This window comes from Polyangium sorediatum (assembly GCF_029946465.1).
Lineage (GTDB): Bacteria > Myxococcota_A > Polyangia > Polyangiales > Polyangiaceae > Polyangium > Polyangium fumosum.
On sequence record NZ_JARZHI010000023.1, the window covers coordinates 22,758 to 38,733 of the forward strand.

Consider the following 15,976-nt stretch of genomic DNA (forward strand, 5'->3'; position numbering starts at 1 on the left):
GCGCGGGCGACGACGGGATCGCCGCCCGCGGGATCGATTCAGAGGTCCGACAGCGGGCCGGTGCCGTTGTCGCCGAACGTGTTCGTCGGGACGCCCGCGCCTTGCAGCATCGAAATGAACAGGTTCGCGAGCGGCGTCTCGTCCGGATATACCACGTGCCTCCCGGGCTTGAAGATCCCGCCGAGGCCGCCGCCGACGAGGACCGGCAGGTTCGTGTGCCTGTGCGCGTTGCCGTCCTCGATCTCGCTGGAGAAGAACACGGCCGAGGTATCGAGCGCGCTCACGCCATTGCCCTCGTCGATCGCCTGGAGCTTGCCGAGCAGGTAGGCGAATTGCTCTACCTCCCACCGGGCGATGGTCGTGAGCTTCTCGTAGTTCGTATCGAGGTTCTGGTGGTGCGAGATCTCGTGATGGCCCTCGTTCACCAGCAGGAACGGATAACTCCGGCCGCTGCCCGCGTTGCCCAGCATGAAGCTCACGACCCGCGTCGCGTCGCATTGCACCGCGAGCGCGATGAGGTCGAGCATCATCAGGACGTGCTCGGGGTAGGGCAGGTCGCCGGGCGGGCGGTTCATCGGCGTGCATTGCGGGCCCTCGCCCGTCTTCTGGATCTTCTTTTCGAGCTCGTTGATGCCCGTCATGTACTCGTCGAGCTTGCGCCGATCCGTGGTGCCGAGCTTGCCGTTCAGCGAGTTCGCCTCTTCGAGCACGTAATCGAGGACGCTCGTGCGGTAGATCTTCTGCCGCGCCTGCTCCTCGGCCGTGGCCTTGGGATCGAAGCCGCCGAAGAGGATGTCCCATACGACCTGCGGGTTCACCGCCTTCGGCAAAGGCTGCGTCTCCGAGGCCCAGGAGATGTTCCGCGCGTAGGCGCAGCTATACCCCGAGTCGCAATCGCCCGCGCTCGATCCGCCGTCGATGCCGAGCTGGAGCGAGGGGATCCGCGTGAACTGGCCGAGGTGCGCCGCGGCGACCTGGTCCATGGAGATGCCGTTTTTGATGTTCGCGCCCTCGGTCTTCACGACGTGGCGGCACGTCAAAAAGCCCGCCGTGCCCGCGGCGTGATCGCCGGGCCCGTCGGGTCGCGCGGGCGTGTTCGCCAGGCCCGAGAGGACAAGCAGTTTGTCCCGGACCGGGGCGAGTGGCTCGAGGATCGTGGGGAGTGCGTATTGGTCCCCCTCGGTCGTCGGCGTCCAGGCCGGCATGTGGATGCCGTTCGGCACGTAAAACGCGAGGATACGCTTGAGGTCGTTCGGCTCGGCCTTCGCGTTTTTCGGGGAGAACATCTCGAGCGCCGGCAGGGCGAGGAGCGCGCCCGCTCCGCCGAGGAAAGCGCGTCGCGACAGCTTGAAACGTTTCACTTTGCACCTCCCGGCGTCTCTCCGCGCCGCATCCGGAACGGCTCGCTCGTCGCGACGAGCTTGATCAAATCGACGAACCTCTTGCCGCGGTCGTCGAGCGCCTTCGTCAGGTGTTTGAGGTCGTCCGCGTCGGCCGGCTCGTGGCCACGCCCGAGCGCGTACGTGAGCATCTTCTCGGAGATGCAATGCAAGAAGCGCGGGTCTTCCGCGAGGATGCCGCTGAGCTCCGTGAGGCCGTTGAACGTCTTGCCGCCGGGCAGGACGCCGCTCGAATCGACGGGGAAGCCGAGGTCCTCCGTGCGGAACGTGCCGATGCCGTCGAAGTTCTCGAAGCCGAAGCCGAGGTTGTCCATTTCCTCGTGGCAGCCGGCGCAGATCGGATTCGCGCGGTGGATTTCGAGCCGCTGCCGGATCGAGCCCGTGGGCACCTCCTCGGTGACGAGCCCCTCGACCCCCGGCGGCGGCGCGTCGGGCTCGCTGCAGAGCATTTGCGTCATCACCCATTTGCCACGCTTCACCGGCGACGTGCGCGTCGGGTAGGACGTGACCGTGAGGATGCTGCCCTGCGCGAGCAGGCCTTTTCGATTCGGGTCCTCGATCGTGACCTTGGTGAATCCGTCCGGCCCGGGGGACGGCATGCCGTAATGCGTCGCGAGGCGCTCGTCGATGTACGTGAAATCGGCCGTGAGCATTCCGGGGATCGGGAGATCGTTCTTCAGGAACTCCTGGAAGAAGAGGCGCGTCTCCTGCCGCATCGACTCGCGCAGCGTCGCGTCCCAGGTCGGGAAGGCGTAATAGTCGGGCTGGTGATCGTCGAGCGCCCGGGTGAAGAGCCATTGCCCGGCGAAGTTGTCGACGAGCGCCGCGGCCTTCGGATCGGCGAGCATACGCTCGACCTGCGCCTCGATCTCGGCTGGATCTTGCAATTTGCTCTCCCGCGCGGCCGTGAAGAGCTCCTCGTCGGGCATGCTGCTCCAGAGGAAATAGGAGAGCCGTGAGGCGAGCTCGAAGTCGTCGAGCGGGTGCGCCGGCACGGCGGCGTTCGGGTTCGGATCGAGCTCCGGGCGGAACAGGAAATGGGGCGACGTGAGGATGGCGCGGAGCGCGATTTCGAGGCCCACGTCGACGGTTTGTCCCTGCTGCTCGGCGAGCGCGACCACGCCCGCGAGCCTGTCCAGCTCGGCCTCCGTGACGGGCCGGCGGAACGCGCGTTCGGCGAATTTCTGGAGGATCTCCCGGACGCACGCGGCGCCGCCCGTCGGATCGCAGACCACGATGCGCTCGCGGATGGGGTTTTCCCCGACCACCCCGAGCGGGCCCTCGATCTCGATCCAGTCGACGTGGAGATTTCGGTCGGCGCCCGCGGCCTCGTCGTAATAATCGTTCGTGAATTCGACGGAGACGACCTGCGTGCCCGCGTTCGCGTCGGCCTCGGCCTCGACGACCACGGGATTCGCGCTCGTCTCGCTGACATCGAAGCTGCCGGCGATGGTGCCGCCGACGAGCAGGTTCAGCTTCACGGGATCCGGGCCCGCCTGATTGCCCCATACACGCGCGGCGATCCGATACTTTCCGGTCGAGGGGAATTCGTGCGTGACCGGCAGCTCGCCGCTGCTCCACAGGTTCCAGTCCTCCGCTCCGGCTTGGCCGACCTGCCCGGTGAGCGTCTCCGCTTCTACGCGGAGCGTCGTGGAGGACGACGGGAGGTTCATCGCCTCGCGCGCGAGATCCTCGGCCGCGCGGGCATAAAGCTCGGCCTGGAGCGGCGAGATGGATAGGACGTCGGAAATGTTGTCGAAGCCGTAGCCGCGATCGTCAGCGGGGAAATCGTCCGCGGGTGTTCGCGTGGTGCCGAGCAGATCGCGGACCGTATTGTTGTACTCGGCGCGGTTGAGCCGATGCATGGTGACGCGCCCGGGATCCGTCGCAGGGGCCGCGGCGTCGTCGGAGCACCCGATCGCGGCCGGAGCGAGCGCCGCGGCGAGCAAGAGCGGGGGAATGAACCCTCCACGCCGTCTCGGGCGCGGACGATGGGAAGTTATCGAACGAGGCATCGTTTTCCTCCTCCGTCGGCGAGAGTACACCGATGCCCCGGGCGGCACGTGGACGAAATGGGCGATGGAAGGGCGAAATGACCCTCGAATTCGTGAAATGTTTCGTCGAGGGTCGACGTGATGCCCTGCGGGTGGGCATCGTTGGGGATGGTGAGTACAGGCTACGCCACGTGCGTGATGGAAGCCGGATGGATACGCCGAAGCGCGTCGTTATGCGCGCGTCACGCCCGTTGCGCGAGCCATTCGTCGATGAGCTTGCGCGCGATGCTCAGCGGAGGCGGGAGCTTGGGCAGGGCGTTTCGGTCGAACCACGCGGCTTCTTCGAGCTCGTCGTGATCGACGACGAGCTCGCCGCCCGCGCGGCGCGCGAAAAAGCCGACCATGATCTGGTGGGGGAAAGGCCACGGCTGGCTGCCGAAATAACGGATGTCGTCGATTTCGATGCCCGTCTCCTCGCGCGTCTCGCGCTGGGCGCAGGCCTCGAACGTCTCGCCCGGCTCGACGAACCCCGCGACGAGGCCGTACATGCCCGGGGGAAAACGAGGCTGCCGGGTCATCAGGATGCGCGGGCCGTCCTCGACGAGGACGATGATCGCCGGCGTGACGTGCGGAAAATGCTGGTGCGCGCAGCGGGTGCAGCGCTTCGAACGACGCCCGATTTCGAGGTCGAGCGGCGCGCCGCATATCCCGCAGAACTGATGCGTCCGGTCCCAGTACTGCACCTGATACGCCGTGCCCGCGGCCGCTTCGACGTCCGGATCGATGCGGCCGTGCAGACGGCGCAGCGATACATACGCGAAACCGGGCGGGACGGGCGCGTCGGGAGGGAGCTCGGCCGATCGACAAGGCACAGCGTCGAGCCAGCCGAGCGGCTGGACGCGGACAGGCGTGAGGCCGAGCGCTTCGAGGCTTTCGAGGAGGGGGACGTCGTGCGGGAACGGCGGCGCAAGTGTGTCGCCCTCCACGAGGCGAACGAGGAGATCGTCGCCGCGATACGCGAACCAAAGGCCGAGCGCAGGCGCGCCTTGGAGCGCAGGATCGACGCGGAAACGAGGTATTTTGATCATGGGGCGAGAGACCTCGCGCGCCATCGTAGCAAGGCCACGCTTTACCGCAGATCGATCCTCCGGTATTTTTCGTCGGGGGAAGCAACACGCCGACGGGCGGCGGGCAGACGAGGGGACGCGATTGCATGGGGGCGCTCGAGCGCGTGATCGGCGGACGGTTCGAGATCCTCGAGCGCGTCGGCAAAGGCTCGTTTGGGGAAGTGCTCCGCGCCCGGGACCATGCGACCGGCGGCCTCGTGGCGATCAAGCGGCTCTTCGACGAGGACGCGAGCCCCGAGCTGCGCGAGCGTTTCCACCGCGAGGCGCGATATCTCGCGTGCACCACGAGCCCCCATGTCGTCCGCTTCGTGGCCGAGGGGATGGACAGGCAGGGCAAACCGTGCATTGCCCTCGAATGGCTGGAAGGCACGGACCTCGCGCGGCTGCTCGGGCGCGGGCCCCTGCCGGTCGAGGTCGCCGTGGAGATCACGCGGCGCGCGGCGCTCGGCCTCCACGCGCTGCACGAGCAGGGCATCGTGCACCGGGACGTGAAGCCCGCGAATTTCTTCGTCGTGGGTGACGCCGCGCGATTCACGGACGTCGGGTCCCCGCCGGTGAAGCTCATCGACCTCGGCATCGCGCGCGCCTCGGGGGAACGGGCCCTGACGGAGCGGGGCAGCCGGCTCGGGACGCCCGTCTACATGTCGCCCGAGCAGGCCCGCGGCGAGGAGGACGTGACCGCGGCCTCGGACCTGTTTTCCCTGGGGATCGTGCTGTACGAGCTCGTCTCCGGGAAACGCCCATTCCGCGGGGACCGCACGCTCATCGTGCTGGCGAAGATCGTGCTGCACGAGCCTCCATCGCTCGACGTGGCGCGCCCGGACGTGCCCGCCGAGCTCTCGGCCCTCGTGGCGCGCGCGCTGGCGAAGAGCCCCGCCGGGCGGTTCGGATCGGCGCTCGAAATGGCCCGCGCGCTCGAACGTGTGTCGATCGAGTTCGCCCGGCGCGCGCGTGGGTCGTCGCCGCCGCCGTCGTGGGCCGAGGTGCAGGCCGATCCGTCGATGCCCGCCTCGGGGCTCACGCCCGTGCTCCACGTGAAGGTCCCGCCGAGGCCCGCGAGCGAGCTGCTCTCGGGGCGCGGCGAGCAACGCGTGATCACCGCGGTCTTCGCCGATCTCTCGGCCGCCGCGGACAGGACGGCCGGGCGGCTCGCGCTGGAGCTTTCCGCGGGGGAACTCGGCGGCGTTTGTCATGGTACGCTCGGCCATCAGGTGATCGTCGTGTTCGGCAGCGCCGCGTCGGCCGGGGACGAGGCGCTGCGGGGTGCGCGGCTCGCGCTCTCGGTGCGGGCGCGGGTGCCGGGCGCGCGGATCGCCGTGGCGACGTCCCGCGCGCGCGTGGGCGAGACGGGGCTGTCGGCGGACGTGATCGAGCGCGGATCGGGGCTGCGTCCGTCTGGGGCCGGGGAGGCGATCGTGCTCGACGCGCCGACGGCGCGGCTCGTGGGCGCGCTCCTCGCGGTCGAGGAGATTCATGGAGGGTTCCTCCTGCGCGGCGAGATCGGCGCGGAGGTGCCCGCGTATCCGCGTTTGCTCGGGCGAGCGACGCCGACGGTCGGGCGGGATCCGGAGCTCGCGATGCTCGAAACGATGTACACGTCGTGCGTCGCGGAGCGGGCCGCGCGGCTCGTGCTCGTGACGGGGCCCGCGGGCGTGGGCAAATCGCGATTGCGCTGGGAGATCTCGACGCGGGTCGCGGGGCGCGCGGAGGCGCCGACGATCCTGCTCGGCCGGGGCGAGTCGCTGCGCGCGGGTTCGCCCTACGCGATGATCGCCGACCTCGTGCGCAGGGCGGCGGGGATCGTCGAGGGAGAGGCGCCCGAGGCGCAACGCCGCAAGATCGAGGCGCGTATCGGGCCGCTCGTGAGCCCGGTCGACGTGGGCCGCCTGGTCGATTTCCTGGGCGAGCTCGGGCAAGTGCAGGCCGTGCCGGGCGCTGCGAGCGCCGCGCTGCGGGCCGCGCGCTCGGATCCAGCGCTGATGGGCGACGCGACGCGGATGGCCTTCGAGGACTGGATTGCGGCCGAATGCGCGCGCGCGCCGGTGCTGATCTTGCTCGAAGATCTGCATTGGGGGGATCTGCCGACGGTCAAGCTCGTGACCTCCGTCGTCGCGGCCGCGCGCGACATGCCGCTCTACGTGCTCGCGCTCGCGCGGCCCGAGGTGCATGTGCTTTTCCCGTCGCTCGCGAAGGAAGAGCGCACGACGGTGATGCGGGTCGATGCATTGCGCCCGGAGGCCTGCGAGCGGCTCGCGCGCGCGGTGCTCGGCGCGGACGCGGATCCGGCCGTGGTGCGGCTCGTGGCCGAGCGCGCGGGCGGCAACGCGTTTTACCTGGAGGAGATGATCCGCGCCGCGGCTGAGGGCAAAGAGGGGCTGCCCGACTCGGTGCTGGGGCTCGTGCAGGCGCGCCTCGACGCGCTCGGGTGGGCGTCGAAGCGAGTCCTTCGAGCTGCAAGTATCTTCGGCGAGCGGTTCTCCCCGGCCGGCGTGCGCGCGCTTTGCGGGGGCGACGCGGCGCTCGTCTCGGACGCGCTCGACGAGCTCGTGGAGCGTGAGGTGCTGATTCGCTGCCCGGATCCGGCGCGCGCGTCGCGCGACGACCTCGCGTTCCGGCATGCGCTCGTGCGCGAGGCCGCGTATGCGATGCTGTCGCCGGAGGACCTCACGCGCGGGCACAAGCTCGCGGCCGAGTGGCTGGGCGCGTCGGGCGAGACGGACGCGGCGCTCGTCGCGACGCACTTCGAGCGAGGCGGCGAGCCGGATCTCGCGATCGGATGGTGGCTGCGGGCGGCGGAGCAGGCGCTCGTGGGCAACGATTTCGACGCGGCGATCGAGCGGGCGGAGCTCGGGGCGAGGCGCGCGGAGGGCGAGGTGCTCGGCAGCCTGCGGCTCGTGCAGGCCGAGGCGAGCCGGTGGCGCGGGGACGCGGAGCGGGGTTCGTCGTGGGCGAGGGAGGCGGTCGCGCTCTTGCCGCGCGGCTCGTCGGCGTATTTCCGCGCCATCGGGGAGATTGTGTCGTCGGCGGGGCGGCGCGCGGCGTGGGACGAGGTGGAGCGCTGGCTCGACGAGGCGCTCGCGCTCGAAGCCTCCCGCGAGGCGCGGAGCGCGCAGATCGCGTGCGTTTGTCCAGGCGCTACATTGCTTTTGCAGGCGGGTCGGACCGAGCGCGCGGCGCGGGTCTCGGAGCGTGCGCTTTCGCTCGCGAGCGGGGTCCGGGACCTCGAACCTTATGCGGTGGGGCGCATCGGGCAGCTCCGGGCGTTCCGCGCGCTGCACGAGGGGGATCTTTCGGGGGCGCGGCGGGGCTACGTGCGCTCGATGGCCTTGTTCGAGAGCGCCGGGCACGTGCGGCAAGCGTGCGTCGAGCGGATCAACTTGGGGCACGTCTGCGCCGAGCTCGGCGATCTCGATCGGGCCGAGGAGGTGTTATCGACGTGCCTCTCGGCGGCGCAACGGATGCGGCTCGGGACGGTGGAGGCCGCGTGCCATTTGAATCTGGCGCGCGTGCTCTCGGAGCGAGGGCGGCTCGCGGACGCTTCGATCGCGGCGGCGCGCGCGGAGGAGCAAGGCCGGGCGCACGGCGGGCACCGCATCGTGGGCGCGGCGGAGGTGCATCGATCGGGGATCGCTTATCGCAGGGGTGATTTCGTGGAGGCCGAGGCGCTTTCGCGCAAAGCGGAGGCGACGCTGTCGAACGTGCCGCCGCTCCGCGCGGGGGCGATGGCGTCGCGGGCGCGCGCGCTCGTGGCGCTCGGGCGCGTGGAGGAGGCGCTCGTGGAGGCCCGGCGCGCGAATGCGATCGTGGAGAGCGGGAAACACGAGACGCTCGACAAACTCGTGCGATTGGTCCACGCGGAGGTGCTGTGGGCGGCGGGCGCGAAGGAGGAGGCGCGGGCGGCGATTGAAAAGGCCCGGGCGGAGATCCTGCGGAGCGCGGATCGGATCGGGGAGCCCGAGCTGCGCCGGAGCTTTTTGGAGAATGTCGAGGTCCACGCGCGGACGATTGCGCTCGCGGCTGCGTGGGCGGTCTGAGGGCGAACGGTGCGTTGCAAGCTGGATCGGATTGGATTCCGTTTCGAGCACAGAATTCGCACGAAAAATCGTCATGTTCTTGGCGGTTGGTGAGGAAGGCCTCGTGCCCGCCATGCGTGGACCCGGCTCCCGCTTCCAACGGCGTCCGATCGTGATAGGGTCATCGAATGGCCCACGAAACGACAGACAGCCATGCAGACGAGATGAGCGCGCTGCGCGAGCGGATCGCGTCGCTCGAGGCAAAGGTCGCCGAGCTCGAGCAGGAGCAGCACGAGCTTCGCATGAGCGCCGCGCAATCCCACGCGCTGGTCGCGGCCGTGGCGAAGATTTCGTGGTCGACGAACGCGGACGGCTCGACCGGCCTCGCGTCTCCGCAATGGTGCGCGCTCACAGGGCAAACCGTCGAGGAGCTCCAGGGCATCGGCTGGGCCGATGCATTGCATCCCGAGGATCGCGCCCAGGCGGCCATGGCCTGGCAAAACGCCGTCGCCGCCCGCGGCGTATACGACGTCGAGTTTCGCCTGCGGCACCACGACGGCGTGTATCACCAATACTGGTCGATCGGCGTCCCGCACGTGCTCGAAGACGGTAGCATTCGAAAGTGGATCGGTTGCTGCGTCGACATCACCGAGCAACGACAAATGGAGCGCGCCTTGCGCATGAGCGAGGAGCGCTCCCGCTCGATCACGCTGCGCCTGCCCGTCGCGGTCTTCGAGACCGATGCCGAGGGGCGCACGAGGTTCGTCAACGACTCCTGGTCGGCCGTCACCGGCGTCCCTGCCCGTCAGGCCTTGGGCGATGGATGGCTCAGGGCGCTCCATTCCGACGATGTGAAAGAAACCGTCGAGAAATGGTCCAAGCTCGTGCGAGCGGGGGAGCAGAAGCAAACCATCGACTTCCGGTTCTGCTTGCCCGATGGGAGCCTGCGCTGGGTCAGCGCGAGGGCCGTGCCGCTACGGGACGCGGAGGGTGAAATCGAGGGTTTCATCGGCACGCTGACCGATATCAGCGACCGCCTGCAAGCCGAGCAGCTCTTGCGCGAGACCATGACGCAAAACGAGGTCATCGAGGCGCAACGCCAGAGGCTCGCGGATCTCTCGACGCCCCTCATCCCCATCACCGATCGGATCCTCACGATGCCGCTCGTCGGCGCGCTCGATCCCGAACGAGCCGAGCAAGTCCTCACGACGTTGCTCGAAGGCGTGAGCCGCACGGGCGCAGCCGTGGCCATCCTCGACATCACCGGCGTCGCTGTGGTGGATACCCAGGTCGCGAGCGCCTTGCTCCGCGCCGCCCAAGCCGCGCGGCTCCTCGGCGCCGAGGTCATTCTCAGCGGCATTCGCGCGGAGGTCGCGCAGACCCTCGTCGGCCTGGGCGCAGAGTTCGGGAACATCATGACGACGAGCAGCCTCAAGGTCGGCATCGATCGCGCGATGAAGGCCGCCTCGCGCCGCGGGTGATCGGGGGCAGGCGGCGGGATTGGCTCCTGCCAGCGGAATTGCGGAAAAAGGCGCCGAAGCGATCGACCAGGGGCAAGCAAGGGCCTGCCCGGCCAAACGTTTCTCGACCAGGCCGGACGCGGGGACGTTGGCGGCCCCGGCCATGTCGAATCATGCTTGGCGTATGGAACGCGAGCGAAATACACGTTGGTATTGGGGGCGCCCCTTGCGGCTGAGCCGGCTCCTCTCCCTGGCGATCGCCGCCCTTTCGTTCCTGGTCATTCTTTCGGCGGTTTCGCTCTTTCTCTCGACCGCGGTCCTGCATCGAAATACGGCGCGGCTCGACAACGCCATGACGGGCGCCGGCCTCGCGCGCGACGTGGAGCTCGAGCTGCTGCATTACGGGCGCCTCGCCGAGCACGCCGCCGAGCGCGACGGGATGGAGCCGGACAACCAGCGAAAGGCGGTCCATCGAGCCGTTCAGGAGCGGCTGGTCGAGGCCGAGGCGCACGTCGGGAGCGCGATGGAACAGCAGGTCCTCGCCGAGCTGGCCAGCCGGACGGAGACGTATTTCACGGCGCGGGACCGGATGGAGCGGGCCGGGCTGCCGCTCGACCAGGCATTGCAGCAGACGCAGATCGATTTCGACGACGCGCTGTCGAAGGCCGCCGAGCTCGTCACGATCAACCTAGCGGACGCGGAGGACGCGCGGAAGAGCGCGTCGTTCTGGGACGACGCGCTCGATACGGTGAGCATCATCGTCATCAGCGGTCTGCTCCTGCTCGTCCTCGCGCTCGTGCAGGGCGCGCGTACGCAGATTTACGTCCCGCTCTCCGCGCTCCGAGGCGCCATCGAGCGGCTCGCGCGCGGCGACGAGCACACACGCGTGCCCGACGTCGGGCCCGTCGAGATCCGGGAGCTCGGGGCGGTATTCAATGAAATGGCCGCGTCGATCGCGCGAAAAGGCGAGGAGCAGATCGCCGTGTTGGCGGCCGTCGCGCACGATATCCGCAACCCGCTCGCGGCGATCAAGATGTCCACCACCGTCCTCGCGCGGAGCGCGCCTTCCACGGAGCCGCGCGTGCTCCGGACGCTGACCATCGTGGATCGACAGATCGATCGCCTTGCCCGAATGACGGACGATCTCCTGCAAGCCACGCGCATCCAGGCCGGCCAGCTCGAGCTCTCGAGGAAGCCGTGTGATCTCTGCCGGCTCCTCAACGACTGCGTCGAGCTGTATGCCTCGACGTCGCCGAACCACCGCATTTCGCTCGTGATCCCTGAAGGATCCTTGGTGTGCGACGTCGACGAGGCGCGGGTCGAACAGGTCCTCGACAACCTGATCGGCAATGCGATCAAGTATTCCCCGACGGGCGGCGAGATCCGGATCGTGGCGGATCGCGATGGCGAGGAGGCGACCGTGGCCGTGTCGGATCAGGGCGTCGGGATCGAGCCGGAGGAGATCGAGCGGATCTTCGAGCCCTTTCATCGCGCGGCCTCGACGCGCAAGGTGGCGCACGGGGTCGGGCTCGGGCTCTCGGTCGCGCGGAAAATCGTCGAGGCCCACGGCGGCCGCGTCGACGTGGAGAGCCGGCGCGGGGAGGGCACGACGTTCCGCATTCGCCTGCCCTTGCGGCGCCACGAGCTGGCACGGCGCTCGGCGTGAAGATGAGACCCCTTCGAATCAGATCCCGCCGTTCGCGCTGAGGACCTTTCCGTTCGCGTAGGTGTTGTGCAGCGCGAACCACGTGATCGTTTTGGCCGCCTCCTCGGGCGTCCCGAGGCGCCGGAGCGCGCTGAAGTTGCGGTATTCGTCGGCGAGCTTCGGATCGAGCTGCTTGCCGATTCCGGCGTCGAGCAGGCCGAGGGCCACGACGTTCGCGCGCACGCCGCGCGGGCCGAGATCCTTGGCGGCCGCCATCACGAGCGCGGACGAGGCGCCTTGCGACGCGGCGAAGATCGCGGGCACGGGGAGGGATTGCGTACGATCGAGCGCGGAGACGAAGATGAGGTCGCCGCCGCGGCCTTCGAGCCGCCGGCCGAATTCGCGACACACCTGGAAGACCGAGCGGGCATTGAGGGCCATCGTGGCCTCCCAGTCGTCGTCCGTCGCCTCGAACACCCGCGCGGTGCGGACGATGGCGGCGCAATGAATCACGACGTCGGGCAACACGCCCTCGGCTTCGAGCGAGGCCGCGAGGCGGCCGAGGGAGGTGGGATCGGCGAGGTCGAGCCGGAGGGCGCGCGCGGCGAGCTCGTTTTCGAGCGCGCGGGCGCGGGCTTCGGCATGGTGGTACGTGAATGCGGAAGGGATGCCGGCGCGCGTGAGCTCGGCGAGGACGGCGCTCCCGACCGCGCCCGTGCCGCCGAGCACGAGCGCGCTGCGTTTTGATTCGTTCATCCGAGCCCCTCGATGTAGTCGAGCTCCTCGGCCACGGCCACGACGAACGCGTCGAGTTTTTCCTCGGGGATGTCGAAGCGCGGCTGGAGGCGAAAGAGGCTCCAGTCGTGGCCGCAGGTGAAGCAGAAATAGCCGCGGCGGTAGAGCCTGTGGCAGACGAGCGGGGAGATGATCGATTTCTGGCCGAGGTCCTCGAAGCCAAAATGCTCGAACGAGAGCCACGGGTGATCGGGGCTGTTCAGCGCGACGCCCTGCATGAAGCCCGCGCCGCGCGCCTCGCGGAAGAGCGGCGAACGAGCGAGCGTGTCCGACAAACCTTTCTGGAGCTTCGCGCCGAGCCGCCCGACGCGCTCGATCCGCTCGTCGGTGAGGAGGTCCAGCGCGGCGAGCGCGGCGACGGAGGAGAGGGCGTTGAACCCCATCGTCGTGTTGTGGCTCTCGCCCGATGCGAAATGATCGCCGTACGCGCGGAGGAAGGTCTCCCGTTTCGTGAGCATGGCCGAGATCGGCGTGATGCCACCGCCGAGGTGTTTGGCGAGGAGAACCACGTCGGGTCGACGTGGCCAGCGCGCGGTGGCGAGGAAACCCCGGCCCGTGCGGCCGAGCGCGGTCTGGACCTCGTCGGCGACGAGCAAGGTGCCATGTTTTTCGGTGAGCTCGCAGAGCGCCTCGACGAACGGCGCCGGCAATTCGCGCACGCCGCCTTCGCCCTGGATCGGCTCGACGACGATGGCAGCGACGTCCCCGGGCGCGAGGGCCCTGGCGAGCGCATCGACGTCACCAAAAGGCACGTGCTCGGCGCCCTCGACGAACGGCGCGAAGGGATCACGGAGGTAACCCTTCGACATGAGCGAGACGCTGCCGAAGGTGCAGCCGTGGTAAGCGCCTTCGAGGCCGAGGAGGCGCGGGCGTTTCGTGCGCGCGCGGGCGAGCTTCAGGGCGGCCTCGACCGCGTCGCTGCCGGTGCAGGCGAAGAAGGCGTTGTCGTAATGCCCGGCGCGCTCGCAGAGCCTCCGCGCGAGGCGACCGGCGAAGGGATTGACGCGGGCGGGGTACCAGGAGGGCGCGTCGGAGTCGAGGTACCTTCGGATCGCGTCGGCGATGTACGGATTGCGATGGCCGAAGGCCTGCGTACCGTGGAAATCCTCGACGGCGTGGCCGTCGTCGTCGTACAGGACGCCGCCTTCGGCGCGGACGAGCTTGATGGGCTCGCCGGCGAGCGCGGCGCGCTGCGCGATGAGGGGGTTCACGAATTCGCGATACTCGTCGAACCCGCGCCGCAGGATGTCGTCGTACGAATCCATTTTAGAGCCCTCCGTCGAGCACCACCTTGGCGCCCGTCATGAAGGAGTTCGAATCGGAGACAAGGAACGCGGCCATCTCGGCGACCTCGTCGGCCCGAGCGAGGCGGCCGAGCGGGCACTTGTCGAGGTACTCCGTTTGCCGGTGCTGCGGGAGGCCCTGCGCCATGCCGACCTCGGCGAGCCCCGGCGCGAGCAGGTTCACCCGGATCGCATACCGGCCGACCTCGCGCGCGAGCGCCTCCGTGAGCCCGCGCAGCGCCGATTTCGAGGCGGCGTAATGGACCGGCGACTCGATGATGCGCTCGGAGGCAAAGTTGCCGATGTTGAGGATGTTGCCCCGCTTCGCCCGGATCATGTGGCGCAGGACGGCGCGGCTGTAGAGGTAGACGCCCTTCACGTTGACGTCCATCAATTCGTCCCAGTCCGCTTCTTCGAGGAGCGAAATGGGGAGCACCTGCGTGACGCCCGCGTTGTTCACGAGCACGTCGACGCCGCCGAACGCCGCGACGACGGCCGCGACCGTGGATTTTACGTGCGCGCTGTCCGCGACCGATCCTTTGAAGACGAGCGGCTCGGACCCCGTTGCGGCGACGGCGCGTTTCGCGTCCTCCGCGCTCGCGTCGTCCTTGTGGTAGGTGAGCGCCACGCGGGCCCCGTGGCGCGCGAACGCGACGCTCATTGCGAGGCCGAGGCCCCGCGTGCCGCCCGTGACGATGCAACGTTTTCCTTCGAGGAGGCGCGTCATGTCACGTTCCCCCTTGCACGAGCGGGAGCGAGCGTTTCCCCGCGCGTTCGCCCCAGGCGCGCGGCGTTTCCATGAAGCGCGCCTCCTTGTCGCGGTAGAGGATGTTGTAATTGCAGACGGGGATCGTCGAGCCGTCCGCATAACAGTTCGAATCGCAGCATTGGTACGTGCGCTCCACGTCGAACGTCTCCTCGTCCATGTGCGAGTGCACGTAGACGGCCTTCGCGGCGCGCTCCGAGATACGCAGCGCCTCGGCCGGCGAGAGGCGTTTGTCCTTCGGGAAGAGCTTGCGGACGAGCTGGTCGAGGAGCTTGAGGCCTCGCTCGTCGTCCGCGTCGCCGCGCGCCCAGAGCATGTCGATCGCGTCCTGCAGCGCGCGTTCGAGGCGCGTGCCTGGCTCCAGGTAGAGGTGGTCGGCGAGGCAATCGTACATCGTGTCGGGATCGAGGAAACGCAGGAACGGGAGCGCCGGGCCGCCCTCGTCGTCGAGCAGGAGATAGGCGATCTGGTAGCAGAGCGGGTGCGCGCTCGGCGAGGGGACGAAATCGGAGGCGCGGAGCAGGCCGCCCGTCGTCTCCTCGATGGATTCGAGAACCTCCAGCATGGAAATGCGGCCCGAGCGATCGAAGGCGACGCCGCCTTGCCCCGTGTACGTGATCGTGTGGATTTCGAGGTGACGCACGCAGGAGAGCTCGAGGCCCATGCGGATGATCCGGCCGACCTCCTTGTCATTGTAGCCGCGCGTCATCACGGGGATGAGCGTCGTGTCGACCTGGTGTTTGTCGAGGAGCTCCAAGACACGGGCCTTGAGGTCGACGAGCGTGGCGCCTTGCAAGGCGCGATCGACGTGTTTGTCGAAGGTGTCGAAGGAGAGCGCGATGCGCGCGCCGTGATCGGCGAGGCGCTTGACGAAGTCCTCGTCGCGCGCGAGGCGCACGCCGTTCGAGCACACGCTGACGCGGTGGATGCCACGCGCGCGGGCCATCGACACGAATTCGAGCAGGTGCGGGTGCAGGAGCGGCTCGCCGCCCGTGAGGTTGACGATGTCGAGGTCGCCGCCGTGATCCTCGACGAGGTGATCGAGGACCCGGGCAAACTCCTCCCGGCTCATGTGGAACGCGTCGTCGTTCTTGTTGTGGACGTAGCAGATGGGACAGTCGAGGTCGCACGCGCTCGTGATGGTGACGACGGGCAAGCGGACCTTCTGCGTGTGGCTCTCGCACGGGCCACAATCGAAGGGGCAGCCATGCTCGATCGGGCGCCGGATCTTCGCGGGGCGCGCCTCTTTCGGGACGATGGCGCGCGTGCGCTCGTACCAGGCGGCGCTCGTCGAGAGGCGTACCTCCTGCGGGCCGTGTTTCGGGCAGCGCTTCTGCATCCAGGCTTCGCCGCTCGGGGTCGCCACGACGCGGGCCGGGAGGGCGTCCTTGCACACCTTGCAAAGGCTCGTGGTTTCGTGGAGAAGTCGCCCTTCGGCCTGCATGATGGTTCGAGGATACTCGAAGTGCGGGGCGAATCGGATAGGCTTCGGA

General features: G+C 68.8%; 10 protein-coding genes. 3 read left to right on the top strand and 7 right to left on the bottom strand.

Annotated features, from left to right (window positions below):
- Nucleotides 1–38: 38 nt before the first annotated feature.
- The 3 genes from QHF89_RS24695 to nudC all read right to left on the bottom strand — a co-directional run bounded on the left by QHF89_RS24695 (nucleotide 39) and on the right by nudC (nucleotide 4,482).
- Complete coding sequence (locus tag QHF89_RS24695) at nucleotides 39–1,361, bottom strand: DUF1552 domain-containing protein (RefSeq protein WP_284720908.1); 1,323 nt, start codon at nucleotides 1,359–1,361, stop codon at nucleotides 39–41.
- The gene (locus tag QHF89_RS24700; protein ID WP_136967801.1) at nucleotides 1,358–3,415 is read right to left on the bottom strand and encodes a DUF1592 domain-containing protein; all 2,058 of its coding nucleotides are present in this window, start codon (nucleotides 3,413–3,415) and stop codon (nucleotides 1,358–1,360) included. Before QHF89_RS24700 ends, QHF89_RS24695 begins: the two co-directional genes overlap by 4 nt.
- A 221-nt stretch (nucleotides 3,416–3,636) precedes the next feature.
- A complete protein-coding gene (gene nudC / locus QHF89_RS24705) occupies nucleotides 3,637–4,482 on the bottom strand; it encodes an NAD(+) diphosphatase (RefSeq protein WP_136967802.1) in 846 nt (281 codons plus the stop codon).
- Nucleotides 4,483–4,607: 125 nt separating this feature from the next.
- Here nudC and QHF89_RS24710 point away from each other — a divergent pair, with 125 nt between their 5' ends.
- The 3 genes from QHF89_RS24710 (at nucleotide 4,608) to QHF89_RS24720 (ending at nucleotide 11,660) form a co-directional block, all read left to right on the top strand.
- Nucleotides 4,608–8,555: a serine/threonine-protein kinase gene (locus QHF89_RS24710; RefSeq protein WP_136967803.1), complete on the top strand. Its 3,948-nt coding sequence runs from the start codon at nucleotides 4,608–4,610 to the stop codon at nucleotides 8,553–8,555.
- Nucleotides 8,556–8,722: 167 nt separating this feature from the next.
- A complete protein-coding gene (locus QHF89_RS24715; RefSeq protein WP_136967804.1) occupies nucleotides 8,723–10,015 on the top strand; it encodes a PAS domain-containing protein in 1,293 nt (430 codons plus the stop codon).
- Nucleotides 10,016–10,178: 163 nt separating this feature from the next.
- Entirely contained in the window at nucleotides 10,179–11,660 is a 1,482-nt protein-coding gene (locus tag QHF89_RS24720; RefSeq protein ID WP_136967805.1) for a sensor histidine kinase, read from the top strand.
- 18 nt (nucleotides 11,661–11,678) lie between these two features.
- Here QHF89_RS24720 and QHF89_RS24725 read toward each other — a convergent pair whose 3' ends face one another.
- Genes QHF89_RS24725 through QHF89_RS24740 form a run of 4 tightly spaced genes read right to left on the bottom strand, consistent with a single transcriptional unit; the run spans nucleotide 11,679 to nucleotide 15,927 of the window.
- Entirely contained in the window at nucleotides 11,679–12,395 is a 717-nt protein-coding gene (locus QHF89_RS24725; RefSeq protein ID WP_136967806.1) for an SDR family oxidoreductase, read from the bottom strand.
- On the bottom strand, nucleotides 12,392–13,699 hold the full coding sequence (locus QHF89_RS24730; protein ID WP_136933829.1) for an aspartate aminotransferase family protein: 1,308 nt from the start codon (nucleotides 13,697–13,699) through the stop codon (nucleotides 12,392–12,394). The genes QHF89_RS24725 and QHF89_RS24730 overlap by 4 nt, the downstream gene beginning before the upstream one ends.
- Before the next feature lies 1 nt (nucleotide 13,700).
- On the bottom strand, nucleotides 13,701–14,444 hold the full coding sequence (locus tag QHF89_RS24735; protein WP_284720909.1) for an SDR family NAD(P)-dependent oxidoreductase: 744 nt from the start codon (nucleotides 14,442–14,444) through the stop codon (nucleotides 13,701–13,703).
- Between the two features lies 1 nt (nucleotide 14,445).
- Nucleotides 14,446–15,927: a radical SAM protein gene (locus tag QHF89_RS24740; protein ID WP_136967808.1), complete on the bottom strand. Its 1,482-nt coding sequence runs from the start codon at nucleotides 15,925–15,927 to the stop codon at nucleotides 14,446–14,448.
- Between the last annotated feature and the right edge of the window lie 49 nt (nucleotides 15,928–15,976).

What these genes read in the sequence shown, in the direction of transcription:
- QHF89_RS24700 (WP_136967801.1), bottom strand. Translation starts at nt 3,415, where the DNA reads ATGCCTCGTTCGATAACTTCCCATCGTCCGCGCCCGAGACGGCGTGGA.
- nudC (WP_136967802.1), bottom strand. Translation starts at nt 4,482, where the DNA reads ATGATCAAAATACCTCGTTTCCGCGTCGATCCTGCGCTCCAAGGCGCG.
- QHF89_RS24710 (WP_136967803.1), top strand. Translation starts at nt 4,608, where the DNA reads ATGGGGGCGCTCGAGCGCGTGATCGGCGGACGGTTCGAGATCCTCGAG.
- QHF89_RS24715 (WP_136967804.1), top strand. Translation starts at nt 8,723, where the DNA reads ATGGCCCACGAAACGACAGACAGCCATGCAGACGAGATGAGCGCGCTG.
- QHF89_RS24720 (WP_136967805.1), top strand. Translation starts at nt 10,179, where the DNA reads ATGGAACGCGAGCGAAATACACGTTGGTATTGGGGGCGCCCCTTGCGG.
- QHF89_RS24725 (WP_136967806.1), bottom strand. Translation starts at nt 12,395, where the DNA reads ATGAACGAATCAAAACGCAGCGCGCTCGTGCTCGGCGGCACGGGCGCG.
- QHF89_RS24730 (WP_136933829.1), bottom strand. Translation starts at nt 13,699, where the DNA reads ATGGATTCGTACGACGACATCCTGCGGCGCGGGTTCGACGAGTATCGC.
- QHF89_RS24735 (WP_284720909.1), bottom strand. Translation starts at nt 14,444, where the DNA reads ATGACGCGCCTCCTCGAAGGAAAACGTTGCATCGTCACGGGCGGCACG.
- QHF89_RS24740 (WP_136967808.1), bottom strand. Translation starts at nt 15,927, where the DNA reads ATGCAGGCCGAAGGGCGACTTCTCCACGAAACCACGAGCCTTTGCAAG.